We start from the raw sequence: 21643 nt of genomic DNA, 5'->3' as shown, positions 1-21643 counted from the left end.
TCAGCGCTTTGCGAACCAGCGTGTCAGAGCAACCATCACGCCGCGCGAACTCGCGGAGGGAAATGCCAGCGGGCAAGGTGCGAACCCCTTTCGAAATTCATAGCTGGGGTTAAACCGCGGTGCGCAATTGCCCCCGCTGCCGGAGTGCCAGGAGGGACCCGTGCGCTTTCGTCACTTTTTCGCATTCGCGAGGGCGCGCGCCAGCGCCACGCCGAGCTCGCGACGGAATGAGCTGGCCACCACCTTGCGGGCAAGGTCCGTATAGCCGAGACGCTGACGGACCTGGTGCGCATCCTGGAACTTGACCAACAGCTTCAGGCCGGCGCCCTTGCCCCGCACTGCCCTCGTCCGCTGCCATACACCATCGACCTCACCGGCCTTGGTCTTGATCTTGCCGACAAAGACATTCTTCTTTGCTGCCAGTCGCTTGACCGTGGTGCGCGGCAGGTTCCCGTATTGGTTCACCTTCTGCCCCACAGGCTTGATCAACGCGCGTGCGTTGAGCTTGTTGCTACCCCCTTCTCGTATGGCTCAAGGTAGGCTGCAGCGATGTCCTTGACGTAGACGGTCGCGGTGAGGCTGCTCTTGGTCGCCAACTTAACGCCGACAGAGTTCAGCGTGAAAGGCGTGGGCTTATCCAGCACCTTCGCCATGTTCGCCCGCTCGGCAGCCTGAACCTGCTTCGCCACCACGTTCAGCGCCTGCGCCGTAGCGAACGGCACCTGCTTACGTGCGAAGTTGTCGAGGCTGCGCTGCAATGCCTTGACATCGAAGCGGACAGAGATGTTGATCATGCTCAGGCCTTGCGCCAAGCAGCGGGGATCACCTCCGCCGGCGGCTCCTTCTCGAACAAAGGCACGTCATGCATCATGCGAGATGGCGCACCGGGCGGGAAGGCCGTCACCGACACAATGGCGAGCGCCCCGGCCAAGGCAAATTCCGCCTCTTCAATGCCGGTGACGATTGCCGCTACCATGCGGCGCCCATTCAGCCACAAGGCCGAGCGCATCAGCACAGTTTCGCCAATGAGTTCGGCGGCCGCGCTAGCTGCATTGCTCTTTGCGGTCTTCGCGGGTCTTGCCATGGCTTGATCGCCTCAATAGGATCGCGCCAGGCATCAGCTAAGCGCCGCAAACCCGCCAGCAATGAGATAGCGGAAAAGAAAAGGCCCGCACGATGGGGATCGGCGGGCAATCCCAAGTGGGAGACCTGAGAGGAGACAACGGAAATACAGCGTCAGATCAAGCGGATGGGCACATGCGCCATCGAGCCTGGATCACGGGGCGGTCGCGCTTGACCATGCGAAGCACGAATTCGGCAGCGGCGTCGAAGCGGGTGGCGGGCAGGCGCTCCGAGGGCAGCTTCGGCGAGACAGCTCGGGCCGCGTCGACAACCCAGTCTCGGGCGCGGCGATACGCGCGGAAGCCGAGATCGATCACGGTGTGCCAGCACGCGGTGAGGCTGAGCGCGAGGGAGCACGCCCATACAGCGAGGAACGAACGTTTCATGTCATCCTTCCATTGTTGCCGTGGCTACCGGCTGAAGCCCTCGCCATAACGGGGAAATCCCAAGGCCAAACCACTCCCGCACCATGATCTCAGCGACGGTACTCATCAGCATCCAGGCGTACATGGTCGACTCAGCTTTGGTGTGCCGCCGCAAGCGGCATGGGGATAGGAGCTATCTGGGGGCGGACCGCTGGGCGGCACACCAAAGCCGGCTGAAACGCAAAAAGCCCGCGAGGCGCGAACCTGGCGGGCTTCAATCCATCGCGTTCCGTCTAGAGACACGCATCCCTCCTAAGGGATGCTATGTCTCGGTCTTAACCGGTAACGCCGCAATGGGCAATCAGTAATCTGGTAGGGAGAATATGCCACGTCACGGGATTTTGCAAGAGCCTGTACCATCCTCCTTTGTGTGGATACGCGACAGATCAAGAACGATGGTGGTCACGGATTCTTGCCAAACCTAACCCTATTCCGCACACTTTCCTCCCAGCCAATTTCAGCCTCAGGCAAACAATTCAGGGAGAATCAAATGATCCGGTACCTTCTGGCCGCTGCCCTCTGCGCGCCACTTGTCGTTCATGCAGACGATTTCAATGGCAAGGTGATCTACGCGTACAAGCCGGTCCCCAACAAGCTCCCGGCGGCTGTCGTAAGCGGATTGGTAAATATGGAGGACATCATGGATGAGCCCGGAAGCGGCTGCGAACAGCGCGTAGGCACGGTTAAGGTGGAGGGCGTGCAGTTTAGTTCTAGCGGCGCAACACTGGAAAGCTTCAGGTTCACTGACAAGAAGGGAAATCAGTGGGCGGTCCCGACGAACATCGGCAATCTCCCTGGATCTGCTCGCGGTCAAGCCAACAATTTCATCCGTGTCGGGAAATCGTACTACATCCATCTTCATATCTGCGGGAGCGGCAGATTCGCCTCACTGATCAATATGTACTCGGCGGACCAATTCGGCCAATAGCCTCATTGCCACGGGGGGGCTGACAGGCACCAAACGCAATACCCGCCCGCAGTCCACCGCCGCTCGCAGCCAATCAGGCTACCGACATGACGTCACGGGTGTACGCCAGCACCCGGTCAACCTCTTCTTTGGCGCGGGCCCGCGCCTCTTCCGTCTCTACCACCCGGGACATCACCGAAAGCGCTTTCGCCAACCTGACCCTCCAGTGTTTGAGCGTGTTCGGGGATGCCCCGTAGCGGCGGACCAGCATCCGGCAGACCATCTCAGCCGACATGCGGTGCACGAAGTGATACTGCAGCAGCCGCTTCGACAGCGGGTCATTGATGGTCTGCCAGGCCTGCTCGAGCAGCCACCCATCCGCCACATCCTTCAAGACTATCTGCTGCGGCGCTTCGGTGTCGTCCTGGCGCCCCAGCGCCGTTGCCAGCTTTGCCCATGACGCGCAGTGCTGCGGCTGCCAGCGCGGATCACGAACCACTCTTCCCCAATTTTCCAATCTCGCTTCTATCGTCATCCGTGTCCCCGGTCAAACAAATCACATCTGCGCCCGTATTCCCGCTTCTTGAACTTGCACTCCCGCAGCTGCTCACCCGCCTGGTCTACGAATGGTGATCGGTGCATGCACCCGCCGCAGGCCTTGTCCGCCCTGCTCCGCTCCTCCTCCCGGCGGATGGCGATCTCTTCCGGGGTAAGGCGATACATATAGCTCGGGTGGATCAAGCTGCCTCCTTTTTGTCCAGCTCAATGCGGATCTGAGTGATCTTCACCAGGTCACGGGCATAGTCCGATCGCATCTCCATGCTTTCGGCGCGCAAAGCCCCCAGCGCAGCGCGCGAGCTATCGACGTCGGATTGCTGCAGAGGCATGCTGTAGCGGATCTTCCGCACCAGGAGGCGGAGCGATTCCAGCGGGAGAGCCCGGCGCTGCCGGCTGGCGTGGATCTCGTACGCAGCCACAACGCCCTCGATAGCCGGCGCCGTCTCGTACCAACAACCGTCGTTGCAGTCCTGAAAGACCGGCACGCCGGCGACAGTGGCGGTCACGGTACCGTCGCGCTCGATGGCGGCCAGGATGTTCTCCAGCGGACGGAATACAGCATCCACCTTCCACGGCTCGGTGCGCAACTTCACGCCGCCGGCATTCCAGGCTTGCCGGTATGGCTTGCGGGGCTTCTTGTTGCCGGCCATCAGGACAAGCTCTTGAGGATGGATTGGAGCTGCTTGAGCTTGCCGAGGTTTTCATCCTTCTCGGCAATCCCCTCCTCGATCACAATCGCCGCGGTCTCGATGTCCGAGGCAATCATCCGGAGGTGGCTGGCGATGCCTGCCAGGATCTCTATCGGCGACTTCTTGGCGCCACTGGCCGCTGCCTGCACTGCTACTTCGACCGCCTTGTCTGCCGCATTTGCCATCTTGTCTTCCGCCTTTTCCTTGATTTCAGCGCGCTGGAACAGCCCGCCCTTCGGCTCACGCACTAGACCAGCCCCTTTAAGCGCGACGAGACAGCCCTGCATGATTTGATAATCCATGCTGCTGCGCGTCACGCGGTGGAGCGCTGCCAGGATCTGGTTGCACGACCACGCCTCCTGAATCGGTACCATCTCGAAGACCTTCTTCGCTATGGTTGTCTGCCCACGCAATTTCGCCTCGACCTTCCCTGGCGTCATTCATCTCCCTCCCGCTTATCAAAGGCGTTGCAGAACGCGTCGATGCTCATGCCCTACGCACCATGACCCAGACGATAGACCCGATGATCACCGCCATCGCCCCGGCCACGAATGCGCTGCAAATGGCTTCTGCGCTCATCGGTAGCCCTCCCTGAAGTCCTTGGCAACGGCGCGCACGATGGCTCGGCGGCAGGCTGCGCGGCGGTTCGAATGGTTCGCCATCTGCTCGACCACCCCGCCGGCCGCGATGATGCAGGCGGTACCAGGCAATGGGGGCACATCGCAATCCACCATCAGCCGGAATGTCTCGGCGTCGTCGTTCAGCGGGTCGAACTGGCGCCATTGACCGCCCGGCTCGCGGATCTGGATCACCTCGAGGTCCCGCGCCCGAAATCGCTGCACCTCATACCCAGCGGCACGAGCTGCGCGCTCCGTCAGGTTCAGGTCTTCGGCAGAGAGAATGCGAGGCCCAGTCATTTGCGTCTCCACGGTGCGTTCATGTGCCAGCCGGCAGCGAATGCGGTGCGGGCCCACAGCGGCCACTGCTGGCGTTGCGCACGGCCGTGGATCGAGGGCAGGCCCAAGGACTGTGCGCGCCGGCCCATTGCCTCGAAGGCACGCTTTCCAGTGAGGCTCTTGCTCATACACCCCCTTTGCGCTCGAGTAGCTCGTGCGCGCCCAGTCTTGTGTGACCTGCTCGCCGGAAACGCCCAGAACTGACGCTATTGATCGCGCGGCAGTGGCCATGACTGCAAGTTCCGTACGGTTGCTAGCGCCGAGCTTGCGCATGATGTTGGATACGTGCGTCTTGATGGTGTGGATGGAAACGCCGAGTTCGCGGGCGATCACCTTGTTGGCTTTCCCCTGGCGTACAAGGGCGAGCACATCGGCTTCACGGTCGGATATGGCGGTCATACCGTCTCCTTGGGCGCTGCGGGAGCGGCGCGGTGCGATCCACGTCGAGTCGCCTTGATGAACTGGGAGCATTCTTCCTCAGTGGCGAAGCCGTAAGTCACGTAGCCTTGATTCGGGTGGCTGCGGTCAATCACGGTCGGGTAGCTATACTCCGGCGCCCCTGCTGCGGGCGCTCGGCGTGCGGCTTGCCACGCACGCCAAGCCCACTCCATGTGGGAGCTTCTGTACATCCCGGTTTCGTGTCTGCTGCCCGACCCAGGAGATGGACAGTCAACGCGCCACCACGCCTCAAACTCCTCGCGCTCCAGCCGCTCTGCGTTGTCAGTCAGCATGATTGGCTCCTTGTTTGCACTCCATTGGCTGCGGTCCGTAGTAGAGGCGGAAATGCCCGATGCCGAGTTGTCCTGCCACGGCAAGAGCTACGATGAACACGCCGAGATAGGCGAATACGGTTTTCACTTCCCCTCTCCTTTGGCGATTGCGGCGCGGATGGCGAGAACTAGCGACGACCATGAGCGCTCTCTGTCGTCGTCGGCGTCGATACCAAGCGCCTCGAACGCGCGAGCAAAGCCGGCCGCTTGCCGCTCGAAAAGTTCCTTGATGCAAACGGCTTCGGAGCGCTTGTCCTCGCTGGGCTGCGCGGCCAGGAGGGCGCGGGCAGCGTCAATATGGCACTGCTTCGGACGCGGCTCTCCTGCGGCGATGAACACCTGACGGATTACCTCATCAGTCACCGCGCTCGCCCCCATTGCGCGGGTGTCGGGGCGGCTTTCCAATTCGCGAATGCGGGCGATCAAGCGGGCGATGATGCGCCACGCGGAAAATGAGCGCATGGCTTCTGCCTCGCGTTCCAGCGCGTCCAAATCCAGTTTCGTGTCACTCATGGCCCTCTCCCTTCTTTTCGGCCTGCGATGCGGCCTCAATCTCATTGCTCGTGACCGCAAAAGCGGCGTCAGTTCGGTGAGCGTGCGACACGTACCAGTCGAAAGCACCGAACGAGGACGCATAGCGAATGACAACCTCATCGCCGCCCTTCCCGCACAGCGAGGATGGATGGCAGTCGTCAGCCGGGTCGATGATGTCGTGCCGCAATACAACCGTCTGGCCTACCTCAAATGTCGCGCTCATGACTTGTCGGCCTGCGATGCGGCGAGGATGGCGCGGATTCTCTCTAGGGCTTGGTCAGCGCGATTCGCGTGATGCGAGACCCAAAGGATGTCGATGGTCTTTTCAGCCCATTGCAGTGCATCGCGCACTTCATCCGACAGCGCGCTCGCCCCCATTGCGCGGGTGTCGGGGAGGCTTTCGAGTTCGCGGATGCGGGCGATCAGGAACCGCAAGCGTGACCCGAAGAACTCTGAGCAGATAGCCGCTGTCCGCTCGATGGATTCAATGGTCAACGCGCCGCTCTCGTCGTCCGCGCCGTCATCGCGCTCCAGCCGCTCTGCGCTCTCAGTCATGGCTGGCCTCCTTGAAGTAAGCGCCCCAATGCGGGCGATCAAAGCGGGCGATGATTCGCCACGCGGAAAATGAGCGCATGGCTTCTGCTTCGCGTTCAAGCGCGTCCAGATCCAGTTTCGTGTCACTCATGGCTCTCTCCCTTCTTGATCGAAAGCACGACAAGCCCATCCGGCAGACCGTAGCCCCGCTGGATGTGCGTGATCTCTGCAGTGAACTCGCGCCCCGTGTAAGTATGGGGCGTCACTGCAATGTGCTCGCGGAGCCGGAGAATATCGCCCTCACAGAATCCCCGGTCATCCTTCCGCACCTCGGCCCGCTTCTGCCCGGACAGCAGATCGTTGAACGGTACGGGGTTGCATTTCAACTCATGGATACGGCTCATTGGCTCTCTCCCTTCTTTTCGTCCTGCGATGCGATCGCGGCAGGCTGGGGGCGGCGTATATGAGCGATGAACAAAGTTGACGGAATACTTTACGTATATCCGTCCCGGTTATCTGACCGTGGCGCGCATCGGCATCCCACAGGTAGCATCCATCTCCGCTCGGAGACACGACACGCCAGCCCTCCTCATCCGGCTGAATCTTCCAACCCCTCAAACCATTCGCCACCGGCTCGCTGCCACCCTCATTGGGAGCGGACTGATCTGCGTGGCGACGGACAACGGTGTCGATTGCGATGACTGCGGCAGTCATCGCCAAGTCCTCGTCCAGTGCGCGCTTCAAATCAGGATGGGTTCGCACTGCCTCGCCCGCCGCGCGCTGATCCTCCTCGCTGATACCCAATTCCGCCCGGCTGACAGGTGCCGGGGGAGCGGCGCGGTACTCGATCTCCGCGAAGTGGTAGCCCTTACAGGTATCCAGCGCGCGGACGGCGTCCATGACATCCGCAAACGATTCGACGTACTTGTAATTGTGCTCGCCGTCGCCTTCGATCTTTCCCGCTACAACGGTGAACGGTTGTGCGGTGGGCTGCTGCGGCGCGACATTCACGCAGGACCCATCGTGCGGCGGATGGCCGCATTTGAAGCAGATAGCGGTCATAGCAAACCCCGCGCAGGCAAGATCACAGCAAAGGCGATCACCACGCCCGCCAGGCCACCAATGACGAAAGCAGGGATATGCTCGTCCAGGTACTTGAAGATCTTACTCATTTTGTCTCCGTTATAGGTCTTGCAATTCGAACGCCGCGGTTCATGGGGCAGTGCGGCGCGGTATGGGTGTTGCCACCGCAATTCGTACAGGTCATCGCCGTTTCTCCCAGACCACCAGAGCGCCGACGATCACCACCACCAGCGCAAACCAAATGAAAGCGGGAACGTCCATGTCATCCCCCTCAGTCGGAGCTGCAGGACGAACTGCCGCTGTCCGACGACGAACAGCTATCCGAGGACGAGCTCGACCCGCTATCCCAGTTTCCCGACGCGCCGCCGCCGTCGAAGGACCCGCCCCGGCTCACCGGCGCCGACCAGCTGTTGCCGAACGAACCAGAGTCCGCGGCACTCCCATCGTCCGAGTGGCTGGAGAGCAGCATCGCCGCCGGCAGCATGGACATGCCGTCATCGGTCGTGCTCGAGCGGGAGGCAGACGGGGCGGCTGCCGATACCGGCGCGCGGCGCGGGACGGACGCAGCTGCCACAGCGCGCGACGGCGCCGTCGGGTTGCGGCGCGGCGGCACTTGCGGATTCAGGCGGGAAGCCAGATTGATGACGGGTGCGGAGATTGCGATTTCTCGACTGGAGGCAACTTCGGCCTCGGGGCGGTTCTTGCCGAAAATACGCGCAAGGAGATTGCGGATCAGCTTCATGGCTACGCTCCCTCAACTTCGATGCCTTCGGCGCCCTGCTCGCTGGCGTGCTTGAAGGCGTCATCGAACATCCGATTGATGCGCGTGGTGCCGTCCTCTTTCTCTTCCGTCAGGGCCTCTACCACCGCTTCAGCCCATTCCAGGGGATCCGTCACCTTGACCGGGTCCGGATGCTCGTCCGGATCTATCATCAGCAGATCGGGCAGCATGATCTCCGTCGCCTTCGCCAATGCGCTCACCGGCACTCTGATCACCAGCTCGTTGCCCACCACTTCACAGCTCAGTTCGCCGTTCATGCCCTCTCCTTCATGGCCGCCAGCACCACCGCCAGCGCCTCTCCCGTCTTCACCTGGCCCGTCGTGAACCGCAGCACCGTCCATCCCTGTGCCGCCGCCGCGTTGTATTTCTCCAGGTCCGCCTGGTAGCCCGAACCCCGGGTATGTCGCCCGCCAGTCCAGGTACCGCCCTCCACTTCCACCGCCAGCCGCTTCGCCGGCCATGCAAAGTCAAACCGCCACTTACGCACTGCATCGAACCGGTGTTCCCGCTCCGGTGCACTCAAACCCGATGCCTTTAGGTGGAGGGCAAAGATTTCTTCGCCCAGGCTTCCCACCGCGCGCGGCCGTTTCGGCGCCGCCGGTCTCCGAATCCCGCCCCTCACGCCTCAACCTCGCTGTGGACCTCGTCCGTGACCGGGACGCCGCTGATCGGGCGCAGCCACGCATCGAGCAAGAAGCACTCACTGACCGGCCCCTTTGCGTGGATCCACGGCGTCGGGAATTTGCACCACCAAGTTGGCCGCTGATCCTTCTCAGGATCCAGGAATGGCGCGCGCAGCCACATGACCTCGACAACCTTGCCGTCCAGCGTCTTTCTCGACCAATCGGCCGGCACTGCGATGTAGGCGAGAATTCCCGGTTTGCAGTTCATGCCGCGTCTCCGATCGGCGGGTGGCCGTGGAACTGCTCGAAGACCTGGGCATAGACTGAGCTTTTTCCTTCTGCAGCTTGGTCTCCCATTCGTCACGCCATTTGCCGGGGCCGGCATCACGGAAGACGCGAGTCTTGAAAACCCATTCCGGCTCGTTGGGCTTCTGCTTGATGCCCAAATCCAAGCCCTTGGCGTTGATGCCCGAGGCGGACCGCCACCAGATCCCCGCTTCGGCGGCCGCCGGCCCGGACACGGCAGGGTCGGCATCAGCTGCAGCATCGGCCAGTGCTTTCCGCGTCGACTCGATCATCCGAAGGACGTAGCGGGCATTCGGCTGCTCGCCGGGCTTCTTGATCCGGAACGCATCGATGTGCTCGGCGATTTCCAGATCCGTCACGGCCAGCCGGCTCAGCTCCAGCACCTCCGCCGAATTGCTCGTCACGGGGAGCGAGTAGGTCTTCCGCAGCAGGATCGAAATCTGCACCGGGCGGGGGTTGATTTCGCCGGTTGTCGAATTCCGGATGTGGTCTGGCGGAGCGCTCGCGCTACGGGTCACTGACGGGTCTAGGACGGGTAAGGACGGGTTGGGTGCAATAGCTGTTGCACCCTTTATTGCTTCAGATTGCACCCTTTCCTGTTCCAGATTGCACCCTTTCGTGTCGCCCGTTGCACCCTTTCCGTCATCAAAGGGTGCAGCAGCTATTGCACCCTTTTCAAAGTTATCCACAGGCTCAGTCTTCTCCGCGCCCTCCCCATTAAAGGGTGCAATTTCTGCACCCTTTTTTCGAGCTTGCCGGTCTCGATCCACACCGGGTTGATGCGGTATTCGCGGGACTTCTTGCGGCCGCCCTTGGCATTGCCGACCAGCAGCAGCCAGCCCGATTCCTGCATGTCGCGCATGTGGTACTGCACCGTCCGTTCCGACTGCCGCGTGAGCTTGGCAATCGTCGGAATTGCCGGCCAGATCGACGTGCCATCGTGGTCAGCGTGGTCAGCCAGGCACAGCGCGGTAAGCATCTCTCCGCCGCCAACGGGATAGTGTTCGAACACCAGGCCGCACATCTTCCCGCTCATGTAGCGCCCCCTTGAGCGGCAAGCTTCACCGTACGTACAGGCACCCAGCGGGCGTAAGCGGCGTCCCAGTAGGCGCGGCGCTCGTCCTTGCTCAGGCGGGTGCCCTGGTCGATCTGGTGGTGGCACCAGCCGCAGCCCGGCACGGTCTTCTCGTCGTCCGCCTTGAGGCCCATGCCCTTGCCGTGGATCTGCTGATTCGAGTGGCAAGGCACCACGGACTCGATGGGGTGGGCCGGCGCGCCAGCAATCAGCAGGTAGCACGGCTCGCCGCGGCAAGCGTCGGCAAAGCGGCGTTGCGCGATCGGCCGGCGCTTTGCCCGCTTCTTCTTGAAGGGGCTCGGCACGAGGCCGGCCACCTGTTTCAGCCAGGTTCTTGATTGGAGCGAAGTGCGGCGCTGTAGCTGCGCGCCGCGCTTCATGGGGCTGCGTCTGGTCAGCATCGTCAGAACAGCGCCTTCTGTGGGTGCGGCCGGCGCACGGGGCGGATCGTCTTGCGGGTGATCGAGCACGGGCGGGACGGGCCGCGCTCAAGCTCGCAGTCATCCTCGCGCAGCTCGTTGACGCGGGCGCTGACCACATTGATCGGCAGCCCCGTCTTCTCGCGGATCTCCTGCAACGAATAGTCGCAAGGGTTCGGGCCGATGACGGCCATGATCAGCTGCTTCTGGCGCGACAGCGCGCCCTCCTTCTTGGCCTGGTGGTATGCGCGGATGCTCGTGTCTGCTACTGCGGTCTGCATGCGTCCTCCTATGCATTTACGGGCTTGGCGTCCCGGTACTGCTCGCCTTTGAACCCCGAGTTCCACTCAACGTGGGCGTCAGTGCCGGGCGGCCAGTGCGGGTTGTCCTCGGGCTTCTGCCCACGACGGAATGCCTCGGCGCCGGCCGCCCGTACTTCCGCTCGGGGCATGAGTTCGTGAATCACTGCTGTGCCTCCAAGCCAATCTCGCGATACCCCTTCGGTACCTTCCTCCCTGTTGCGAGGCACTCAACGAGCACTTGCAGCGCCTCGCTCGTGCGACACGAATACACCTCGATCGGATGACTCTTCCTGCCTGGCGCAAACAGGGCGATACCGTAGGACGTTCCCTGAATGTCGATGGCGATCGTGCAGCCATCGCGCGGGAAATCGTCCGTGAGGTAGATCGGATGTGGCTTCTTAACTGGCATCAAACCCCTTCCTGTCAGTGCTTTATTGCCGCCTGCGCCGCCGAGAGTTCCTTCAAACCCCTTGCACGCAGTTCCTCAAACATTCGCGGATCCTTTTTGGCCATCTCCTGCAGCACCTGGATCACGCCTTCCTTGTCGTCTCCGTGGTTCATCACTGCGCTCTGCACTGCCCCCGGGCTATGCCGAGCGCCTCGCTTTCATCCATGGGCCCTCGCAGAAATCACTTCCTCCATTAACGTGAGCATCCCGCGGCGTGCCAGGTATTGGCTGATCGCCCGGTTACCCAGGGCCCGCTCCACGTCCGCGATCTTTTCTGCCGGCAAGTCGCGACGCGGCTTGCCATTGGCGTTGTGCTTCTCTCGATGGAAGTAATCGCTGGAGTGAGACGGGTACAAATCCGCGACGACCGCCAGCACCTGCTTTGTCAGTGCCTCGTTGGCGCGGTATTCCCAAGCCAGCGCGCATGCGTCTCGGAACGTCACGCACTGCGCGATCAGGCTGGTCGGCAAAAAAACTGCCTGTGCAGCTCCTGCATCGTTGGGAATCGCCGCAAAGCCAATACCGGCGCGGCTTTCAAGCTGGTCGGCGGTCCTCATTTCTTTGTCCTTATAGAGAAATATCATCGGTTCCACGGTTGAATCCACCGTTGGGGAAAGCCGAAAATTTTTTTACCGAGCGGCGAGATCCGCCCGGACTGGCAGAAGGTTCTGCCGGCAAATGACAAACACATCTGCACAGGCCCAATGCCAAACTTCATCGCATGTACACGTACGCAGAACGCCTCCGCTGGGCAATGCAACAAACCGAGCCGCCGACCTCTCGGCGCGCCCTTGCACAGCGTGTCGGCGTCGAATACCAATCGATCCAGTACCTGGCCGATCCGAATCGGAACGCAAAGGGAAGCCGGTACACGGACGAAATCGCACGTGCACTTGGGGTGTCATCTCAGTGGCTCGCAACAGGGAAAGGGAAGCCGAGTCGGACAAGGCGACCAGCTGTTGATCAGAGGCCAGCTCTGCGTGAGTGCATCCGCGCCACCCGCGTACTACTCGCCCAGCTCGAACGAATCGTGCAGGCGCTTGACGAGAGTCAGAACGGAAACTAATCACTTCGTCTCTGCCTGATCGACGCACAGTTCACTCCCAATGAGCGCGGCCGGAAGATGCTTCCGTGCGATAGCCGCCACGACACGATCAGCAAGCCGCCTCGGCAGGATCTGCGGCCACTGCGAATACGCTTGAGGCGAAATACCGATCGCTTCGGCGGCTGAAGATGGCGTCCCTCCAAGGAGGGTTGTGGCTTTGGACTTTTCCATGCGCTCAATTAAAGCATTCTTTAGACCAGAAGGCAACCATGCTTTACGAGCTTGTAAGTATGCTTTCGTCATGAAAAGCACCTACGGCCAACGCCTTGAGCAGGCCCTCACAACATCCGGCAAAGACAGGCAGCAGCTGGCCGACGACATCGGCATTAGCGTTCAGGCGGTGTCGCAAGTCCTCCTTGGGAAAACGAAGGCACTCACAGCAGAAAACTCAGCGCGAGCCGCCAAATTCCTGGGGGTCGATAGCTTCTGGCTGGCCACCGGGGCTGGGTCTCTCGCGTCGACGAAGGAGGAGGCAGATCAAACCTGGCCGTTCTCCGTGAGCCGGGAGGAATACGAGCAGTTGAGCTCGGCACAGAAGTCCGGGCTCGACCGGATCGTCTCGGAATACACGCGCGCGAGCCTTGAACGGAAGGATGAGTGGGGCACCCCGCGTCAGGAGGGACTGATCAGCAGCGGGAAGCGGAAGACCCATAGCGGATAGCGTGAACGCGATCTGCATGTCACCGTAATCCCCGACAAAACCCGCCATCGGCGGGCTTTTTTTGCCATGCGCCTTTGCCACCCCCGGCAGTTTTCTCTGCCACTTTTGTGCAGAGAACGCTGCATCCCGCTTAAGCAGGGTTTTGTGGCGGTCGCTTAAAAGTTATCCCATTGGCTCGATGGATCGATCGCCGGGGCACATCCGGCGGCAACCGGATGGGTCAGCATGGCGAAGATTCTGGATTTTGTTGCCTATAGAAAAAAACGAGGCCGGGAGCGAAGGACTAGCCCACGGAAGATGGAAGAAAACAGCATCGTCATTCTGATGCTCGGGAACGGAGACCTCGCTTGGTACCTCAACGGCGTCTTCAAGGCATCGCGTCGTTTCACCGCCCAATCCATGACCCGGGTGCTTAGCGAAGTGCTGGACGACTAGCACGCACCCAGGAGGGGAGCGACATTTTCGCGTCCGTGTTCTAAAGCATTCTTGCATTTATCAATCAAGCATGCTTTAATCGATCCCAACGACGCACCACCCGGTGCCGGATAGATGGAGAGCGAGATGGTGAGGCACCCGACCTACGATCAGATCCTGGCGATGCCCCTGCGTCAGCAGGCGCTGGCCCTGCATGAGCGCGGCAATCGTGCACGCACCCAGGAACTCAAGGACATGGCTGCCGCCCTGGCGCTGCTCGAACTCGAGCACGGAGCGATCAAGGCGGCCGGCTACACCATCCATGGCGATGCCGTCAGGCCCGTCTACCGGGAGCGGATGACCCTGTCCGTCATGGGTTCGGTGTTCGAAGGCGATCGCCGCCTTTGCCGCGCCTTGCTGACCGCGGGCTTCAATCTCGTTCAACGTAGTGAGCACCGGCTCGGCAGTGTCCGCTTCAAGAAGGGTCGGCTGACCATCAGCGTGGTGATCGATGCCGAGAAGCTGGCACAAGCTGAAAGCGAAGCCGCCGCGGCACTCTCCGCAAACACTGAAGAGGTTGCAGCATGACCGCCGAACAAGCTGCAATGCGCCGGGCGGCACACGACAACCTGCAGCATGAGTTGCTTGGGGCGCTGATCAAGCTGGAAGATGCTGTTCGCACCACCAAGCCTGAACATGCCGGCTATTTGGAGCTCTGCCGACAAGAAGCCAGCGCCACCATCGCCAAAGCCACTACCGGGAGCGCGGCATGAGCTGGCGTACCGAGCAGATCCGTCGGGTGGTCCGCTTCCGATCCGCCGTGCGTGCCGTCGCGTTCTGGTTCGCGGTCGCCGTTGGCGCCATCGCCCTCGCGGGCCTGCACGCGGCGCTGAATCCCGAGTCGCCCGCCACTGTCCTGTGGAGGCAATCGTGATCTTCCAGATCCTGATCAATCACGAGCCTGTCCACACCGGCCCCTTCCCGACCTGGTGGGATGCATACGCCAGCGCTCTTAATCGTGCCGCCCTCTGTGGTGCCCGTAACGTTCAGGTGAAGCAAGCATGATCGCGCCAAGCTCTTACCAGATCAGTCTGCTGCAACACACGATTGGCGTGAGCCAGTTCCAGCGCGAGCCGTATCGAAACCACTTCGTCGCGAGCCCTGGGCACTCGGACATGCCGTACCTGCTGCAACTCTGCGACATGCACCTGATGGAGCGCGCCCGCCGGCCCGGCTTCCTGCACGAGGACGACACCGTGTTCCGCGTGACCGAAGCGGGCAAAGCGCTGGCCATCGCATCGCTGCCGACGCCGCGGAAGCGCAGCCGGTATGAGCAGTACCTGCACGCGGACTGCATGGAGTCGTTCGGCGAGTTCCTGTGCGGCGCGCGCCTGCCTGAGTTCGAACAGACCGGCTGGAATAGCCCGACTGGCGAGTACGGCACGGAATACCGCATGTTCCGGCGCGTGAGCGGGAGCGACTATAACCGCGACGTAGAAGGCGGATGGTTCCCGACCAAGAAGGAGGCGAAGGCCAGCTACAAAGCCGCTCTGAAGGCCGTGGAGAAGACCCACCAGCAGGTAAAGCGTGAGTGGAGCGCAGCATGACCGACTACTACCTACAGGACAGCCGCAGCTATGTCGGCAATGACGTGCTGTGGTGGTGCCCCGATGGCGCGGGCTACACCACAGACCTGCGCAAAGCCGCGGTCTACTCGAAGGAGGAAGCCCAGGCCAAGCATGACTTCCGCGCCACGGACATCCCCTGGCCCAAGGCGTACATCGATGCCAAGGTCCGCCCTGCCGTCGACATGCAATACATCAACCGCACCGAGGCGCTGGCCGGTACCGAGATCGTCTTGCAAAAGCCCCGGAAGCCCAGCCACGAAATCACCAACTGCGCCGGTTGCGGGCGATTCATGAACGAGCAGGTGCGCTATGCAGGCCCCTGCGTGCACTGTGGAATAGATAACAGACCATGAGCCTCCCCGACTTCCGTGCCCGCACGATGGCCGCGAACCTAGCGCTTATGGAGCGCTCGCGTCTGGCGCCGGCAAAGCCCCCGGCCTATGCCACGCCGCAGGACATGGCTCGTGCCATCGACGCAGCCATCGAGCACGGCAAGTACTTCACCCAGGCGGCGCAAGACGCGCTCGCCGGCCTGACCATCCTTCGCGACCAGCTCGCCGCTGCAGCGGATACACCGAACGGAAAGTGAGATGCTCTCCATTGCTGGAAACAGACTGAGCGAAGCGCTCAAGATCGCAGGGCAAGCTGCCGCCGCCCGCTCGCCCATTGACATCCTTACGCATCTCCGCCTTCAGGGAGAAGCCGGCGGCACCACCCTTGCCGTGACCGGCTCCGACCTCTCCTTGACTGTCATTGCGACAGTGCCGGCCAGCATCGGCCCAGATGACGTGGATGTGTGCCTGCCTGCGGACAAACTTCAGGCCGTCGCCAGCATCGGCGCCCCTTCGGTGATCTTCAGCAAGAAGGACTCCAAGGTCATTGCCCGCGCCGGCTCTTGCCGCCTCACCCTTCCCACCATCCCTGGCGCTGGTTATCCCGAAGTGAAAATCGAGGGCACCCCCGCTGCAACGTTCTCGGCCCCCGGCCTGACTGCACTTATCCCGACGGTCGCCTTCGCGGTTGCTGGCCCCAAAGAGCACGCGCGACCATATTTGCGGAATCTGTGGGTTGAGTCTGATGGTGCCGCCATCCATGTGACTGCCTCGAATGGCGCCATGCTCGCCTCGAACTGCCTTCCAATTGCCACTGGTGAGTTCGGCGTCCCCATCTCTGCCGAGGCAGCGGAGCTATTCGCATCCGTCGGCGTCGAGGACTTCCAGATCTTTGAGCGCTACATCGTGGGGCGACGCGCGGGCGTGAAGGTCGTGTGCAATCGCCCACCCGCCAAGTATATGGAATGGCGCCGCGCACTTCCCGTCCCCAAACAGCACGTCTCTTTCAACCGAGAGGCCCTACTGCAGATCTGCCCACTGCATCGACTTTTCGACATCAAGGGCGTCATCCGCTTTGAGCAGGACTATGACGTCTGCTCGATCAACATCACTGATGGAAATCAGGCCGTCGATGCCGAGCTCGAGATCAAGGAGCGTGGCGAGGAGTCCCACCTGGAAGGCTCCTTCGACGGCCCGAGCCTGCTGCGCCTGCTCGGTCAGGTGAAGACCGAGAATGTTCTGATCTCGTGGGCAGATGGCGATACGCCCAGCGCCTATCTCCTTCAAGACGGCAGCTGGCGCGGGCTGCTGGCACCTCTCCGCATGTAACCGAGGAATCACCGTGAATATCGACGACATCAAGCGCCAGGCTGCCAAGGCAGCACGAAGAGGCGACGTAGCGAAGATGGACCAATTAGAGATCGCCTTCATGAAGGAGGCGGTACCACTGACAAAGGCCGGCGTCGATGAGTATGACCGCGAGCGGATTTCAGCGCAGCCGGTCCGCCTCTTCCGCGGCGCGGGTCCGAATGGCGAAACCCGGATTCAGTGGGTTCGCTATGACGGCGTGCACGTCATGTCGGACATCAATGGCCATCTCATCGATGGCGATCCGGAACAACCCACCCTCTTCCCGCTGGCAGAAGCCGCGTAACGCAGCACCCACTCAACAACGAGGACAGACCATGAACGCAGTCACAGCAGTTGAAGCAAGCGCAGTGCGCAACACGATCACCCAAGCAGCCGTCGCTGCCCTTGTTGCCGGCGATCCGCTCGGCGGTGGTTTCTACGCAGGCCAGATCCGCCAGGGCGAAGAAATCTATGCCCTGGTCGTCGCACCGAAGGACGGTGGCGAGCATGACGACATCGTCTGGAACAGCGACCGCAGCCGCGTTGAGGGCGCGCTCAGCTACTTCGACGGCGCGGCTAACACCGTTGCCATGGCCGAAGCCGGCAGCGATCTGGCCAAGTGGGCGCTCGGCCTGCAGATCAACGGCTACCACGACTGGCGGCTGCCGGCGCGAGATGAGGCGGAGATCATCTATCGCAACCTCAAGCCGACCGCAGGCAACTACGCCGGCTTCCGCGATGGCGAGAACCCTAGCAGCGTGCCCGTGGGCTACCCCTACACCGAGAAATCGCCCGCACAGACCAGCGCGGCCGCGTTTCAGGCTGGCGGTGCGGAAGCATTCGAAGAGGCCTGGTATTGGACGTCAACGCAGTACGCGGGCAGCTCTAGCCACGCGTGGGGTCAGGGCTTCGACGATGGCGGCCAGAACCACCTCCACAAGAGCAACGAGTTTCGCGCCCGCGCCGTCCGCAGATTGTTGGTCATTCAGTAATTCATCCATTTAATGGCCGCGCAAGCGGCCTCCCATTCCCCATTCAGTGGAGTGCACAGCAATGATACAAGTCGCAGAAAACGTGACGTTCCCTCTTGGCGATGCCCAGGTGACGATGCCGGTCAAGGCGATCGCGAGAGCGTTCCTGGACAGCATCGCAGCGCCCGTCGTGGCGCCGCCGGCAAACCGCCCCGCCCTTGCTGCCGGCGAGCTCTATGCTGGCCTGATCCTTGGCAAGGATGGAGCGCCGGATCACCACCTGATCTTGCTGCCGGACTCAGCCGAGGACGTCACCTGGGAACAGGCCAAGGAATGGGCAGCTGCCGCCGGCGGCGAGCTGCCCACGCGTCGCGAACAGTCGCTGCTCTTCGCCAACCTCAAGGAGGAGTTCGAGTCTGCCTGGTACTGGTCCGGCGAGCAGTACGCGGGCACCTCTACCAACGCGTGGGGTCAGCACTTCCTCGGTGGCAGCCAGGGCAACTACCACAAGCTCAACGAGTTTCGCGCCCGCGCCGTCCGCAGATTGTTGGTCATTCAGTAATTCATCCATTTAATGGCCGCGCAAGCGGCCTCCCATTCCCCATTCAGTGGAGTGCACAGCAATGATACAAGTCGCAGAAAACGTGACGTTCCCTCTTGGCGATGCCCAGGTGACGATGCCGGTCAAGGCGATCGCGAGAGCGTTCCTGGACAGCATCGCAGCGCCCGTCGTGGCGCCGCCGGCAAACCGCCCCGCCCTTGCTGCCGGCGAGCTCTATGCTGGCCTGATCCTTGGCAAGGATGGAGCGCCGGATCACCACCTGATCTTGCTGCCGGACTCAGCCGAGGACGTCACCTGGGAACAGGCCAAGGAATGGGCAGCTGCCGCCGGCGGCGAGCTGCCCACGCGTCGCGAACAGTCGCTGCTCTTCGCCAACCTCAAGGAGGAGTTCGAGTCTGCCTGGTACTGGTCCGGCGAGCAGTACGCGGGCCCCTCTAACTACGCGTGGCTTCAGAACTTCAGCGTTGGCGCCCAGTACTACGGCCGCAAGAGCTACGAGTTTCGCGCCCGCGCCGTCCGCAGATTAGTCCTTTGATTATTCAGTAATTCAGCATGGCCATCCATACCAGTCTCCCGATCTACAAGGTGGCGTACGACCTGCTCGACGCCGTCACGGACCTCACCAAAAACATGCCCCGCGACTACAAGGCATCGATTGGCGGAACCATCCGTGATGAGTGCGTGAAGATCACTGTCCTGATATTTCGGGCGAACACGGCACGCGAGAAGGCTCCGCATCTCATGGACCTGATCGAGCGCCTGCAGGTGGCCGAGCTTCTGTTGCGCCTGTCCGTGGATAAGCGCCTCATCTCGAAGCCTCAGTACGCAAAGACTGTATTGCTCACCAACAGCATCGGGAAGCAAGCCAATGGATGGCGAAGGTCCGCATCGTCGCCTGTTGCATAACCGTCAAGGCGGTCATGCCCGTGCGATTTTTAATCTGGTCGTGCCGCTGGCTCACAAGGCCACCGCCATGCGCACCACAGATACCGCTGGGAGTCACCAGGTCTGGTCTGGCGCAGTTTCCCCGCTGATCGGCTCAGGCCTTCGGCGAGGCGACGTAGATAGCACGAATAGACGCAGTACGCGGGCAACTCTAACAACGCGTGGAATCAGAACTTCAACGATGGCAACCAGAACAACAACCACAAGAACAACGAGTTTCGCGCCCGCGCCGTCCGCAGATCAAACCGATGCGGAGCCTGCTGGCTTCTCCTTCGAAGACCTGGTAGTCGCGTACTTCGACTGCCGCAAGAACAAACGCAACACTCACAATGCCCTCGCCTTCGAGCAACACCTCGAGCGGAACCTGTGCCAGCTTGCCGACGAGCTCGCGGACGGCAGCTACAAGCCCGGGCGTTCGATCTGCTTCGTGGTCACCCGCCCGAAGGCGCGGGAGGTGTGGGCTGCGGACTTCCGCGACCGCGTCGTGCACCACCTGCTCTACAACCGCATCTCCCCGCGGTTCTATGCATCATTCATCGCCGACAGTTGCGCCTGCATCCCCGGCCGGGGCACGCTGTATGCTGCTCGCCGGCTCGAAGCCAAAGTGCGCAGCATTACGCAGAATTGGGTACGGCCGGCATGGTACTTAAAATGCGACCTTGCGAACTTCTTCGTCAGCATCGACAAACGCGTCCTGCGCGCCCAGCTTGCTGCCCGTGTCACCGAGCCGTGGTGGATGCGGTTGACCGACCTGGTGCTGATGCATGACCCACGCCCTGGCGTGCAGATGCAGTCGCCGCCCGAGCTGATGGCGCTGGTGCCGCCGCATAAGAGCCTCATGAATCAGCCCAAGCATCGCGGGCTGCCGATCGGCAACCTTTCGTCCCAGTTCTTCGCCAACGTCTATCTCGATGCACTGGACCAGTATGCGAAGCATCAGGTTCGCTGCAGGCATTACATCCGATACGTGGACGACTTCCTGCTTCTGCACGAATCGCCGCAATGGCTGAACACCGCCCATGATGACATCGAGGCGTTCTTGCCACGCGAGCTGGGCGCCAGGCTCAATCCGGCCAAGACGATCCTGCAGCCCATCTCCCGCGGCGTCGACTTCGTCGGCCAGGTCATCCGACCGTGGGTGCGCACTACGCGGGCTCGCACCGTCAATGAAGGTGCCAGGCGGCTGCAGCAAATGGATGCCGACGATGTCCATGCCTCCGCCAACAGCTATTTCGGCTTGCTGCGCCAGGCTACGGGAAGCCACACAGACCGCGCCCGGCTGGCAAACATCGTGCGCAGCCGCGGCCATGCCGTGAACTTCGACCTCACCAAGGCCTATCGCCGCGCCGCGGACCAGCCACGGATGGAGCTGGCATGAACTGGCTGATGGTCACCCCGCTTGCCATGGCTGCCGTCTTCGTTGGCGCCATGGTACTTGCAGCCCGTGCGCACGTGCGCTGGTTCGAGGCCCAAGCAACCACAAAGGAGAGCCGCATGCTCGTTAGCACCACCACCATGATCAAGCGGCTCGAGGGAATGCTCGATACGCGAGATCTTACCGACTGGGAGCAGTCATTCGTTCGCTCGCTGGTAGAGGCGCAGCAGACCGGCAAGGTGACTCAGCTCACTGGCGCCCAGGTCGACAAGCTGGACCAACTCCACGGGAGACACTTCGCATGATCCGCCGCCTGCTGCTCGCCTATTCCGCTCGCCGGCCAGTCAAGATCATCTGCGAGGAAGGCAGACCCTACCTCGAGCGCTACTTCGTTTGCGCGCTGTTCGGGATCCGCGTCTACCTGCATCGCTTCGTCGGATCGGATCCCGATCGCGGCCTGCACGACCACCCGTGGCGCTGGGCGCTGTCGCTGGTGCTACTCGGCTGGTACTGGGAGGCGACCCGCCAATACGCTCAAATGCGCAAGGTGCGCTGGTGCAATTTCCTGACCGGTGACACCTTCCATCGCGTGATCCTTGTCACGGAAGGGGCGCCGGCTGTCTGCACCCCTGCGGAAGTCTGGACCCTGTTCATCGTACCTGCAGTGGATGTCAAACCCTGGGGATTCCTGCGCGAGAAAGGCAATATGGGCGAGGTCTTCACGCCCTTCCAGTATGGCCCATCCGGCAAGCCGGCGAAGTGGTGGGC

The 21643-nt window shown here is 61.9% G+C and carries 46 protein-coding genes; 19 read left to right on the top strand and 27 right to left on the bottom strand.

Annotated elements, in window-relative coordinates; all coding sequences use genetic code 11:
• Nucleotides 1-171: 171 nt before the first annotated feature.
• From OMK73_RS11565 to OMK73_RS11550, 4 genes are all read right to left on the bottom strand, one after another.
• Entirely contained in the window at nucleotides 172-465 is a 294-nt protein-coding gene (locus OMK73_RS11565; RefSeq protein WP_267602192.1) for a hypothetical protein, read from the bottom strand.
• 20 nt (nucleotides 466-485) lie between these two features.
• On the bottom strand, nucleotides 486-794 hold the full coding sequence (locus tag OMK73_RS11560; protein ID WP_267602191.1) for a hypothetical protein: 309 nt from the start codon (nucleotides 792-794) through the stop codon (nucleotides 486-488).
• A 2-nt stretch (nucleotides 795-796) separates the two neighbouring features.
• Entirely contained in the window at nucleotides 797-1084 is a 288-nt protein-coding gene (locus OMK73_RS11555) for a hypothetical protein (protein WP_267602190.1), read from the bottom strand.
• A gap of 157 nt (nucleotides 1085-1241) precedes the next feature.
• Nucleotides 1242-1508: a hypothetical protein gene (locus OMK73_RS11550; protein ID WP_267602189.1), complete on the bottom strand. Its 267-nt coding sequence runs from the start codon at nucleotides 1506-1508 to the stop codon at nucleotides 1242-1244.
• A gap of 529 nt (nucleotides 1509-2037) precedes the next feature.
• On the opposite strand from OMK73_RS11550, the gene OMK73_RS11545 reads away from it, so the two are divergent.
• Nucleotides 2038-2475: a hypothetical protein gene (locus OMK73_RS11545; protein ID WP_267602188.1), complete on the top strand. Its 438-nt coding sequence runs from the start codon at nucleotides 2038-2040 to the stop codon at nucleotides 2473-2475.
• Between the two features lie 73 nt (nucleotides 2476-2548).
• Here OMK73_RS11545 and OMK73_RS11540 read toward each other — a convergent pair whose 3' ends face one another.
• The 23 genes from OMK73_RS11540 to OMK73_RS11430 form a co-directional block, all read right to left on the bottom strand.
• Nucleotides 2549-2989, bottom strand: a complete 441-nt coding sequence (locus OMK73_RS11540; RefSeq protein WP_267602187.1) for a hypothetical protein — start codon at nucleotides 2987-2989, stop codon at nucleotides 2549-2551.
• Nucleotides 2990-3191: 202 nt separating this feature from the next.
• Nucleotides 3192-3662, bottom strand: coding sequence for a hypothetical protein (locus OMK73_RS11535; RefSeq protein WP_267602186.1), 471 nt, complete (start codon nucleotides 3660-3662; stop codon nucleotides 3192-3194).
• The gene (locus OMK73_RS11530) at nucleotides 3662-4141 is read right to left on the bottom strand and encodes a hypothetical protein (RefSeq protein WP_267602185.1); all 480 of its coding nucleotides are present in this window, start codon (nucleotides 4139-4141) and stop codon (nucleotides 3662-3664) included. Before OMK73_RS11530 ends, OMK73_RS11535 begins: the two co-directional genes overlap by 1 nt.
• A gap of 135 nt (nucleotides 4142-4276) precedes the next feature.
• Nucleotides 4277-5056, bottom strand: a complete 780-nt coding sequence (locus OMK73_RS11525; RefSeq protein ID WP_267602184.1) for a response regulator transcription factor — start codon at nucleotides 5054-5056, stop codon at nucleotides 4277-4279.
• Between the two features lie 321 nt (nucleotides 5057-5377).
• Complete coding sequence (locus OMK73_RS11520; protein ID WP_267602183.1) at nucleotides 5378-5515, bottom strand: hypothetical protein; 138 nt, start codon at nucleotides 5513-5515, stop codon at nucleotides 5378-5380.
• The gene (locus OMK73_RS11515; RefSeq protein WP_267602182.1) at nucleotides 5512-5940 is read right to left on the bottom strand and encodes a hypothetical protein; all 429 of its coding nucleotides are present in this window, start codon (nucleotides 5938-5940) and stop codon (nucleotides 5512-5514) included. The genes OMK73_RS11520 and OMK73_RS11515 overlap by 4 nt, the downstream gene beginning before the upstream one ends.
• The gene (locus OMK73_RS11510; RefSeq protein WP_267602181.1) at nucleotides 5933-6184 is read right to left on the bottom strand and encodes a hypothetical protein; all 252 of its coding nucleotides are present in this window, start codon (nucleotides 6182-6184) and stop codon (nucleotides 5933-5935) included. Before OMK73_RS11510 ends, OMK73_RS11515 begins: the two co-directional genes overlap by 8 nt.
• Nucleotides 6181-6516, bottom strand: coding sequence for a hypothetical protein (locus OMK73_RS11505; protein WP_267602180.1), 336 nt, complete (start codon nucleotides 6514-6516; stop codon nucleotides 6181-6183). Before OMK73_RS11505 ends, OMK73_RS11510 begins: the two co-directional genes overlap by 4 nt.
• Nucleotides 6509-6646: a hypothetical protein gene (locus tag OMK73_RS11500; RefSeq protein ID WP_267602179.1), complete on the bottom strand. Its 138-nt coding sequence runs from the start codon at nucleotides 6644-6646 to the stop codon at nucleotides 6509-6511. Before OMK73_RS11500 ends, OMK73_RS11505 begins: the two co-directional genes overlap by 8 nt.
• The gene (locus tag OMK73_RS11495; protein ID WP_267602178.1) at nucleotides 6639-6899 is read right to left on the bottom strand and encodes a DUF3850 domain-containing protein; all 261 of its coding nucleotides are present in this window, start codon (nucleotides 6897-6899) and stop codon (nucleotides 6639-6641) included. Before OMK73_RS11495 ends, OMK73_RS11500 begins: the two co-directional genes overlap by 8 nt.
• Nucleotides 6883-7557, bottom strand: a complete 675-nt coding sequence (locus OMK73_RS11490; protein WP_267602177.1) for a hypothetical protein — start codon at nucleotides 7555-7557, stop codon at nucleotides 6883-6885. Before OMK73_RS11490 ends, OMK73_RS11495 begins: the two co-directional genes overlap by 17 nt.
• Nucleotides 7558-7849: 292 nt before the next feature.
• Complete coding sequence (locus OMK73_RS11485) at nucleotides 7850-8320, bottom strand: hypothetical protein (RefSeq protein WP_267602176.1); 471 nt, start codon at nucleotides 8318-8320, stop codon at nucleotides 7850-7852.
• Nucleotides 8321-8322: 2 nt separating this feature from the next.
• Entirely contained in the window at nucleotides 8323-8616 is a 294-nt protein-coding gene (locus OMK73_RS11480; RefSeq protein WP_267602175.1) for a hypothetical protein, read from the bottom strand.
• Nucleotides 8613-8933 carry an endonuclease domain-containing protein gene (locus tag OMK73_RS11475; RefSeq protein ID WP_267602174.1) on the bottom strand — a complete coding sequence of 107 codons (321 nt, stop codon included), beginning with the start codon at nucleotides 8931-8933 and terminating at the stop codon, nucleotides 8613-8615. Before OMK73_RS11475 ends, OMK73_RS11480 begins: the two co-directional genes overlap by 4 nt.
• Before the next feature lie 198 nt (nucleotides 8934-9131).
• Nucleotides 9132-9977, bottom strand: a complete 846-nt coding sequence (locus OMK73_RS11470) for a hypothetical protein (RefSeq protein ID WP_267602173.1) — start codon at nucleotides 9975-9977, stop codon at nucleotides 9132-9134.
• Nucleotides 9950-10312: a helix-turn-helix domain-containing protein gene (locus OMK73_RS11465; RefSeq protein WP_267602172.1), complete on the bottom strand. Its 363-nt coding sequence runs from the start codon at nucleotides 10310-10312 to the stop codon at nucleotides 9950-9952. The genes OMK73_RS11470 and OMK73_RS11465 overlap by 28 nt, the downstream gene beginning before the upstream one ends.
• A gap of 8 nt (nucleotides 10313-10320) precedes the next feature.
• Entirely contained in the window at nucleotides 10321-10764 is a 444-nt protein-coding gene (locus OMK73_RS11460) for a nuclease domain-containing protein (protein WP_267602171.1), read from the bottom strand.
• Between the two features lie 2 nt (nucleotides 10765-10766).
• Nucleotides 10767-11063 carry a hypothetical protein gene (locus tag OMK73_RS11455; protein ID WP_267602170.1) on the bottom strand — a complete coding sequence of 99 codons (297 nt, stop codon included), beginning with the start codon at nucleotides 11061-11063 and terminating at the stop codon, nucleotides 10767-10769.
• An 8-nt stretch (nucleotides 11064-11071) separates the two neighbouring features.
• Nucleotides 11072-11248: a hypothetical protein gene (locus OMK73_RS11450; protein ID WP_267602169.1), complete on the bottom strand. Its 177-nt coding sequence runs from the start codon at nucleotides 11246-11248 to the stop codon at nucleotides 11072-11074.
• On the bottom strand, nucleotides 11245-11493 hold the full coding sequence (locus tag OMK73_RS11445) for a hypothetical protein (RefSeq protein WP_267602168.1): 249 nt from the start codon (nucleotides 11491-11493) through the stop codon (nucleotides 11245-11247). Before OMK73_RS11445 ends, OMK73_RS11450 begins: the two co-directional genes overlap by 4 nt.
• Nucleotides 11494-11507: 14 nt before the next feature.
• Complete coding sequence (locus tag OMK73_RS11440; RefSeq protein ID WP_267602167.1) at nucleotides 11508-11645, bottom strand: hypothetical protein; 138 nt, start codon at nucleotides 11643-11645, stop codon at nucleotides 11508-11510.
• A 45-nt stretch (nucleotides 11646-11690) separates the two neighbouring features.
• On the bottom strand, nucleotides 11691-12116 hold the full coding sequence (locus OMK73_RS11435; RefSeq protein WP_420715643.1) for an XRE family transcriptional regulator: 426 nt from the start codon (nucleotides 12114-12116) through the stop codon (nucleotides 11691-11693).
• 482 nt (nucleotides 12117-12598) lie between these two features.
• The gene (locus tag OMK73_RS11430; RefSeq protein WP_267602165.1) at nucleotides 12599-12880 is read right to left on the bottom strand and encodes a hypothetical protein; all 282 of its coding nucleotides are present in this window, start codon (nucleotides 12878-12880) and stop codon (nucleotides 12599-12601) included.
• Here OMK73_RS11430 and OMK73_RS11425 point away from each other — a divergent pair.
• The 18 genes from OMK73_RS11425 to OMK73_RS11340 all read left to right on the top strand — a co-directional run.
• A complete protein-coding gene (locus tag OMK73_RS11425) occupies nucleotides 12879-13298 on the top strand; it encodes a helix-turn-helix domain-containing protein (protein WP_267602164.1) in 420 nt (139 codons plus the stop codon). The genes OMK73_RS11430 and OMK73_RS11425 overlap by 2 nt on opposite strands.
• 225 nt (nucleotides 13299-13523) lie before the next feature.
• Nucleotides 13524-13733, top strand: coding sequence for a hypothetical protein (locus OMK73_RS11420; RefSeq protein WP_267602163.1), 210 nt, complete (start codon nucleotides 13524-13526; stop codon nucleotides 13731-13733).
• Between the two features lie 126 nt (nucleotides 13734-13859).
• Entirely contained in the window at nucleotides 13860-14300 is a 441-nt protein-coding gene (locus tag OMK73_RS11415) for a hypothetical protein (RefSeq protein ID WP_267602162.1), read from the top strand.
• Complete coding sequence (locus tag OMK73_RS11410; protein ID WP_267602161.1) at nucleotides 14297-14485, top strand: hypothetical protein; 189 nt, start codon at nucleotides 14297-14299, stop codon at nucleotides 14483-14485. The genes OMK73_RS11415 and OMK73_RS11410 overlap by 4 nt, the downstream gene beginning before the upstream one ends.
• Nucleotides 14482-14646, top strand: a complete 165-nt coding sequence (locus OMK73_RS11405; protein WP_267602160.1) for a hypothetical protein — start codon at nucleotides 14482-14484, stop codon at nucleotides 14644-14646. Before OMK73_RS11410 ends, OMK73_RS11405 begins: the two co-directional genes overlap by 4 nt.
• Complete coding sequence (locus OMK73_RS11400; protein ID WP_267602159.1) at nucleotides 14643-14777, top strand: hypothetical protein; 135 nt, start codon at nucleotides 14643-14645, stop codon at nucleotides 14775-14777. Before OMK73_RS11405 ends, OMK73_RS11400 begins: the two co-directional genes overlap by 4 nt.
• Nucleotides 14774-15319, top strand: coding sequence for a hypothetical protein (locus OMK73_RS11395; RefSeq protein WP_267602158.1), 546 nt, complete (start codon nucleotides 14774-14776; stop codon nucleotides 15317-15319). The genes OMK73_RS11400 and OMK73_RS11395 overlap by 4 nt, the downstream gene beginning before the upstream one ends.
• A complete protein-coding gene (locus OMK73_RS11390) occupies nucleotides 15316-15693 on the top strand; it encodes a hypothetical protein (protein WP_267602157.1) in 378 nt (125 codons plus the stop codon). The genes OMK73_RS11395 and OMK73_RS11390 overlap by 4 nt, the downstream gene beginning before the upstream one ends.
• A complete protein-coding gene (locus tag OMK73_RS11385) occupies nucleotides 15690-15929 on the top strand; it encodes a hypothetical protein (protein WP_267602156.1) in 240 nt (79 codons plus the stop codon). The genes OMK73_RS11390 and OMK73_RS11385 overlap by 4 nt, the downstream gene beginning before the upstream one ends.
• A gap of 1 nt (nucleotide 15930) precedes the next feature.
• Nucleotides 15931-17001, top strand: a complete 1071-nt coding sequence (locus tag OMK73_RS11380; protein ID WP_267602155.1) for a hypothetical protein — start codon at nucleotides 15931-15933, stop codon at nucleotides 16999-17001.
• 13 nt (nucleotides 17002-17014) lie between these two features.
• Nucleotides 17015-17326: a hypothetical protein gene (locus tag OMK73_RS11375; protein WP_267602154.1), complete on the top strand. Its 312-nt coding sequence runs from the start codon at nucleotides 17015-17017 to the stop codon at nucleotides 17324-17326.
• Nucleotides 17327-17357: 31 nt separating this feature from the next.
• Nucleotides 17358-18014 carry a DUF1566 domain-containing protein gene (locus OMK73_RS11370; RefSeq protein ID WP_267602153.1) on the top strand — a complete coding sequence of 219 codons (657 nt, stop codon included), beginning with the start codon at nucleotides 17358-17360 and terminating at the stop codon, nucleotides 18012-18014.
• A gap of 61 nt (nucleotides 18015-18075) precedes the next feature.
• Entirely contained in the window at nucleotides 18076-18555 is a 480-nt protein-coding gene (locus tag OMK73_RS11365; RefSeq protein WP_324291717.1) for a DUF1566 domain-containing protein, read from the top strand.
• A gap of 61 nt (nucleotides 18556-18616) precedes the next feature.
• Complete coding sequence (locus OMK73_RS11360) at nucleotides 18617-19090, top strand: DUF1566 domain-containing protein (RefSeq protein ID WP_324291716.1); 474 nt, start codon at nucleotides 18617-18619, stop codon at nucleotides 19088-19090.
• Nucleotides 19091-19107: 17 nt separating this feature from the next.
• Nucleotides 19108-19461, top strand: a complete 354-nt coding sequence (locus OMK73_RS11355; RefSeq protein WP_267602152.1) for a four helix bundle protein — start codon at nucleotides 19108-19110, stop codon at nucleotides 19459-19461.
• Between the two features lie 220 nt (nucleotides 19462-19681).
• Nucleotides 19682-20878 carry an RNA-directed DNA polymerase gene (locus tag OMK73_RS11350; protein WP_267606330.1) on the top strand — a complete coding sequence of 399 codons (1197 nt, stop codon included), beginning with the start codon at nucleotides 19682-19684 and terminating at the stop codon, nucleotides 20876-20878.
• Nucleotides 20875-21180 carry a hypothetical protein gene (locus tag OMK73_RS11345; protein ID WP_267602151.1) on the top strand — a complete coding sequence of 102 codons (306 nt, stop codon included), beginning with the start codon at nucleotides 20875-20877 and terminating at the stop codon, nucleotides 21178-21180. The genes OMK73_RS11350 and OMK73_RS11345 overlap by 4 nt, the downstream gene beginning before the upstream one ends.
• Nucleotides 21177-21643 (top strand): hypothetical protein (locus OMK73_RS11340; protein WP_267602150.1); only part of this gene is annotated, 467 nt, incomplete at its 3' end. The genes OMK73_RS11345 and OMK73_RS11340, both read left to right, overlap by 4 nt.

This window comes from Cupriavidus sp. D39 (assembly GCF_026627925.1).
Taxonomy (GTDB): Bacteria; Pseudomonadota; Gammaproteobacteria; order Burkholderiales; family Burkholderiaceae; genus Cupriavidus; species Cupriavidus ulmosensis.
Note: the sequence above shows the minus strand (reverse complement) of the source record. Positions and strands in the feature narration are given on the sequence as shown.

Excerpts from the sequence above, each read along its gene's own strand:
- OMK73_RS11560 (WP_267602191.1), bottom strand. The coding sequence starts at position 794 with ATGATCAACATCTCTGTCCGCTTCGATGTCAAGGCATTGCAGCGCAGC.
- OMK73_RS11555 (WP_267602190.1), bottom strand. The coding sequence starts at position 1,084 with ATGGCAAGACCCGCGAAGACCGCAAAGAGCAATGCAGCTAGCGCGGCC.
- OMK73_RS11550 (WP_267602189.1), bottom strand. The coding sequence starts at position 1,508 with ATGAAACGTTCGTTCCTCGCTGTATGGGCGTGCTCCCTCGCGCTCAGC.
- OMK73_RS11545 (WP_267602188.1), top strand. The coding sequence starts at position 2,038 with ATGATCCGGTACCTTCTGGCCGCTGCCCTCTGCGCGCCACTTGTCGTT.
- OMK73_RS11540 (WP_267602187.1), bottom strand. The coding sequence starts at position 2,989 with ATGACGATAGAAGCGAGATTGGAAAATTGGGGAAGAGTGGTTCGTGAT.
- OMK73_RS11535 (WP_267602186.1), bottom strand. The coding sequence starts at position 3,662 with ATGGCCGGCAACAAGAAGCCCCGCAAGCCATACCGGCAAGCCTGGAAT.
- OMK73_RS11530 (WP_267602185.1), bottom strand. The coding sequence starts at position 4,141 with ATGACGCCAGGGAAGGTCGAGGCGAAATTGCGTGGGCAGACAACCATA.
- OMK73_RS11525 (WP_267602184.1), bottom strand. The coding sequence starts at position 5,056 with ATGACCGCCATATCCGACCGTGAAGCCGATGTGCTCGCCCTTGTACGC.
- OMK73_RS11515 (WP_267602182.1), bottom strand. The coding sequence starts at position 5,940 with ATGAGTGACACGAAACTGGATTTGGACGCGCTGGAACGCGAGGCAGAA.
- OMK73_RS11510 (WP_267602181.1), bottom strand. The coding sequence starts at position 6,184 with ATGAGCGCGACATTTGAGGTAGGCCAGACGGTTGTATTGCGGCACGAC.
- OMK73_RS11505 (WP_267602180.1), bottom strand. The coding sequence starts at position 6,516 with ATGACTGAGAGCGCAGAGCGGCTGGAGCGCGATGACGGCGCGGACGAC.
- OMK73_RS11500 (WP_267602179.1), bottom strand. The coding sequence starts at position 6,646 with ATGAGTGACACGAAACTGGATCTGGACGCGCTTGAACGCGAAGCAGAA.
- OMK73_RS11495 (WP_267602178.1), bottom strand. The coding sequence starts at position 6,899 with ATGAGCCGTATCCATGAGTTGAAATGCAACCCCGTACCGTTCAACGAT.
- OMK73_RS11490 (WP_267602177.1), bottom strand. The coding sequence starts at position 7,557 with ATGACCGCTATCTGCTTCAAATGCGGCCATCCGCCGCACGATGGGTCC.
- OMK73_RS11485 (WP_267602176.1), bottom strand. The coding sequence starts at position 8,320 with ATGAAGCTGATCCGCAATCTCCTTGCGCGTATTTTCGGCAAGAACCGC.
- OMK73_RS11480 (WP_267602175.1), bottom strand. The coding sequence starts at position 8,616 with ATGAACGGCGAACTGAGCTGTGAAGTGGTGGGCAACGAGCTGGTGATC.
- OMK73_RS11465 (WP_267602172.1), bottom strand. The coding sequence starts at position 10,312 with ATGTGCGGCCTGGTGTTCGAACACTATCCCGTTGGCGGCGGAGAGATG.
- OMK73_RS11460 (WP_267602171.1), bottom strand. The coding sequence starts at position 10,764 with ATGCTGACCAGACGCAGCCCCATGAAGCGCGGCGCGCAGCTACAGCGC.
- OMK73_RS11455 (WP_267602170.1), bottom strand. The coding sequence starts at position 11,063 with ATGCAGACCGCAGTAGCAGACACGAGCATCCGCGCATACCACCAGGCC.
- OMK73_RS11445 (WP_267602168.1), bottom strand. The coding sequence starts at position 11,493 with ATGCCAGTTAAGAAGCCACATCCGATCTACCTCACGGACGATTTCCCG.
- OMK73_RS11440 (WP_267602167.1), bottom strand. The coding sequence starts at position 11,645 with ATGAACCACGGAGACGACAAGGAAGGCGTGATCCAGGTGCTGCAGGAG.
- OMK73_RS11435 (WP_420715643.1), bottom strand. The coding sequence starts at position 12,116 with ATGATATTTCTCTATAAGGACAAAGAAATGAGGACCGCCGACCAGCTT.
- OMK73_RS11425 (WP_267602164.1), top strand. The coding sequence starts at position 12,879 with ATGAAAAGCACCTACGGCCAACGCCTTGAGCAGGCCCTCACAACATCC.
- OMK73_RS11430 (WP_267602165.1), bottom strand. The coding sequence starts at position 12,880 with ATGACGAAAGCATACTTACAAGCTCGTAAAGCATGGTTGCCTTCTGGT.
- OMK73_RS11420 (WP_267602163.1), top strand. The coding sequence starts at position 13,524 with ATGGCGAAGATTCTGGATTTTGTTGCCTATAGAAAAAAACGAGGCCGG.
- OMK73_RS11415 (WP_267602162.1), top strand. The coding sequence starts at position 13,860 with ATGGTGAGGCACCCGACCTACGATCAGATCCTGGCGATGCCCCTGCGT.
- OMK73_RS11410 (WP_267602161.1), top strand. The coding sequence starts at position 14,297 with ATGACCGCCGAACAAGCTGCAATGCGCCGGGCGGCACACGACAACCTG.
- OMK73_RS11405 (WP_267602160.1), top strand. The coding sequence starts at position 14,482 with ATGAGCTGGCGTACCGAGCAGATCCGTCGGGTGGTCCGCTTCCGATCC.
- OMK73_RS11395 (WP_267602158.1), top strand. The coding sequence starts at position 14,774 with ATGATCGCGCCAAGCTCTTACCAGATCAGTCTGCTGCAACACACGATT.
- OMK73_RS11390 (WP_267602157.1), top strand. The coding sequence starts at position 15,316 with ATGACCGACTACTACCTACAGGACAGCCGCAGCTATGTCGGCAATGAC.
- OMK73_RS11385 (WP_267602156.1), top strand. The coding sequence starts at position 15,690 with ATGAGCCTCCCCGACTTCCGTGCCCGCACGATGGCCGCGAACCTAGCG.
- OMK73_RS11380 (WP_267602155.1), top strand. The coding sequence starts at position 15,931 with ATGCTCTCCATTGCTGGAAACAGACTGAGCGAAGCGCTCAAGATCGCA.
- OMK73_RS11370 (WP_267602153.1), top strand. The coding sequence starts at position 17,358 with ATGAACGCAGTCACAGCAGTTGAAGCAAGCGCAGTGCGCAACACGATC.
- OMK73_RS11365 (WP_324291717.1), top strand. The coding sequence starts at position 18,076 with ATGATACAAGTCGCAGAAAACGTGACGTTCCCTCTTGGCGATGCCCAG.
- OMK73_RS11360 (WP_324291716.1), top strand. The coding sequence starts at position 18,617 with ATGATACAAGTCGCAGAAAACGTGACGTTCCCTCTTGGCGATGCCCAG.
- OMK73_RS11355 (WP_267602152.1), top strand. The coding sequence starts at position 19,108 with ATGGCCATCCATACCAGTCTCCCGATCTACAAGGTGGCGTACGACCTG.
- OMK73_RS11350 (WP_267606330.1), top strand. The coding sequence starts at position 19,682 with ATGGCAACCAGAACAACAACCACAAGAACAACGAGTTTCGCGCCCGCG.
- OMK73_RS11345 (WP_267602151.1), top strand. The coding sequence starts at position 20,875 with ATGAACTGGCTGATGGTCACCCCGCTTGCCATGGCTGCCGTCTTCGTT.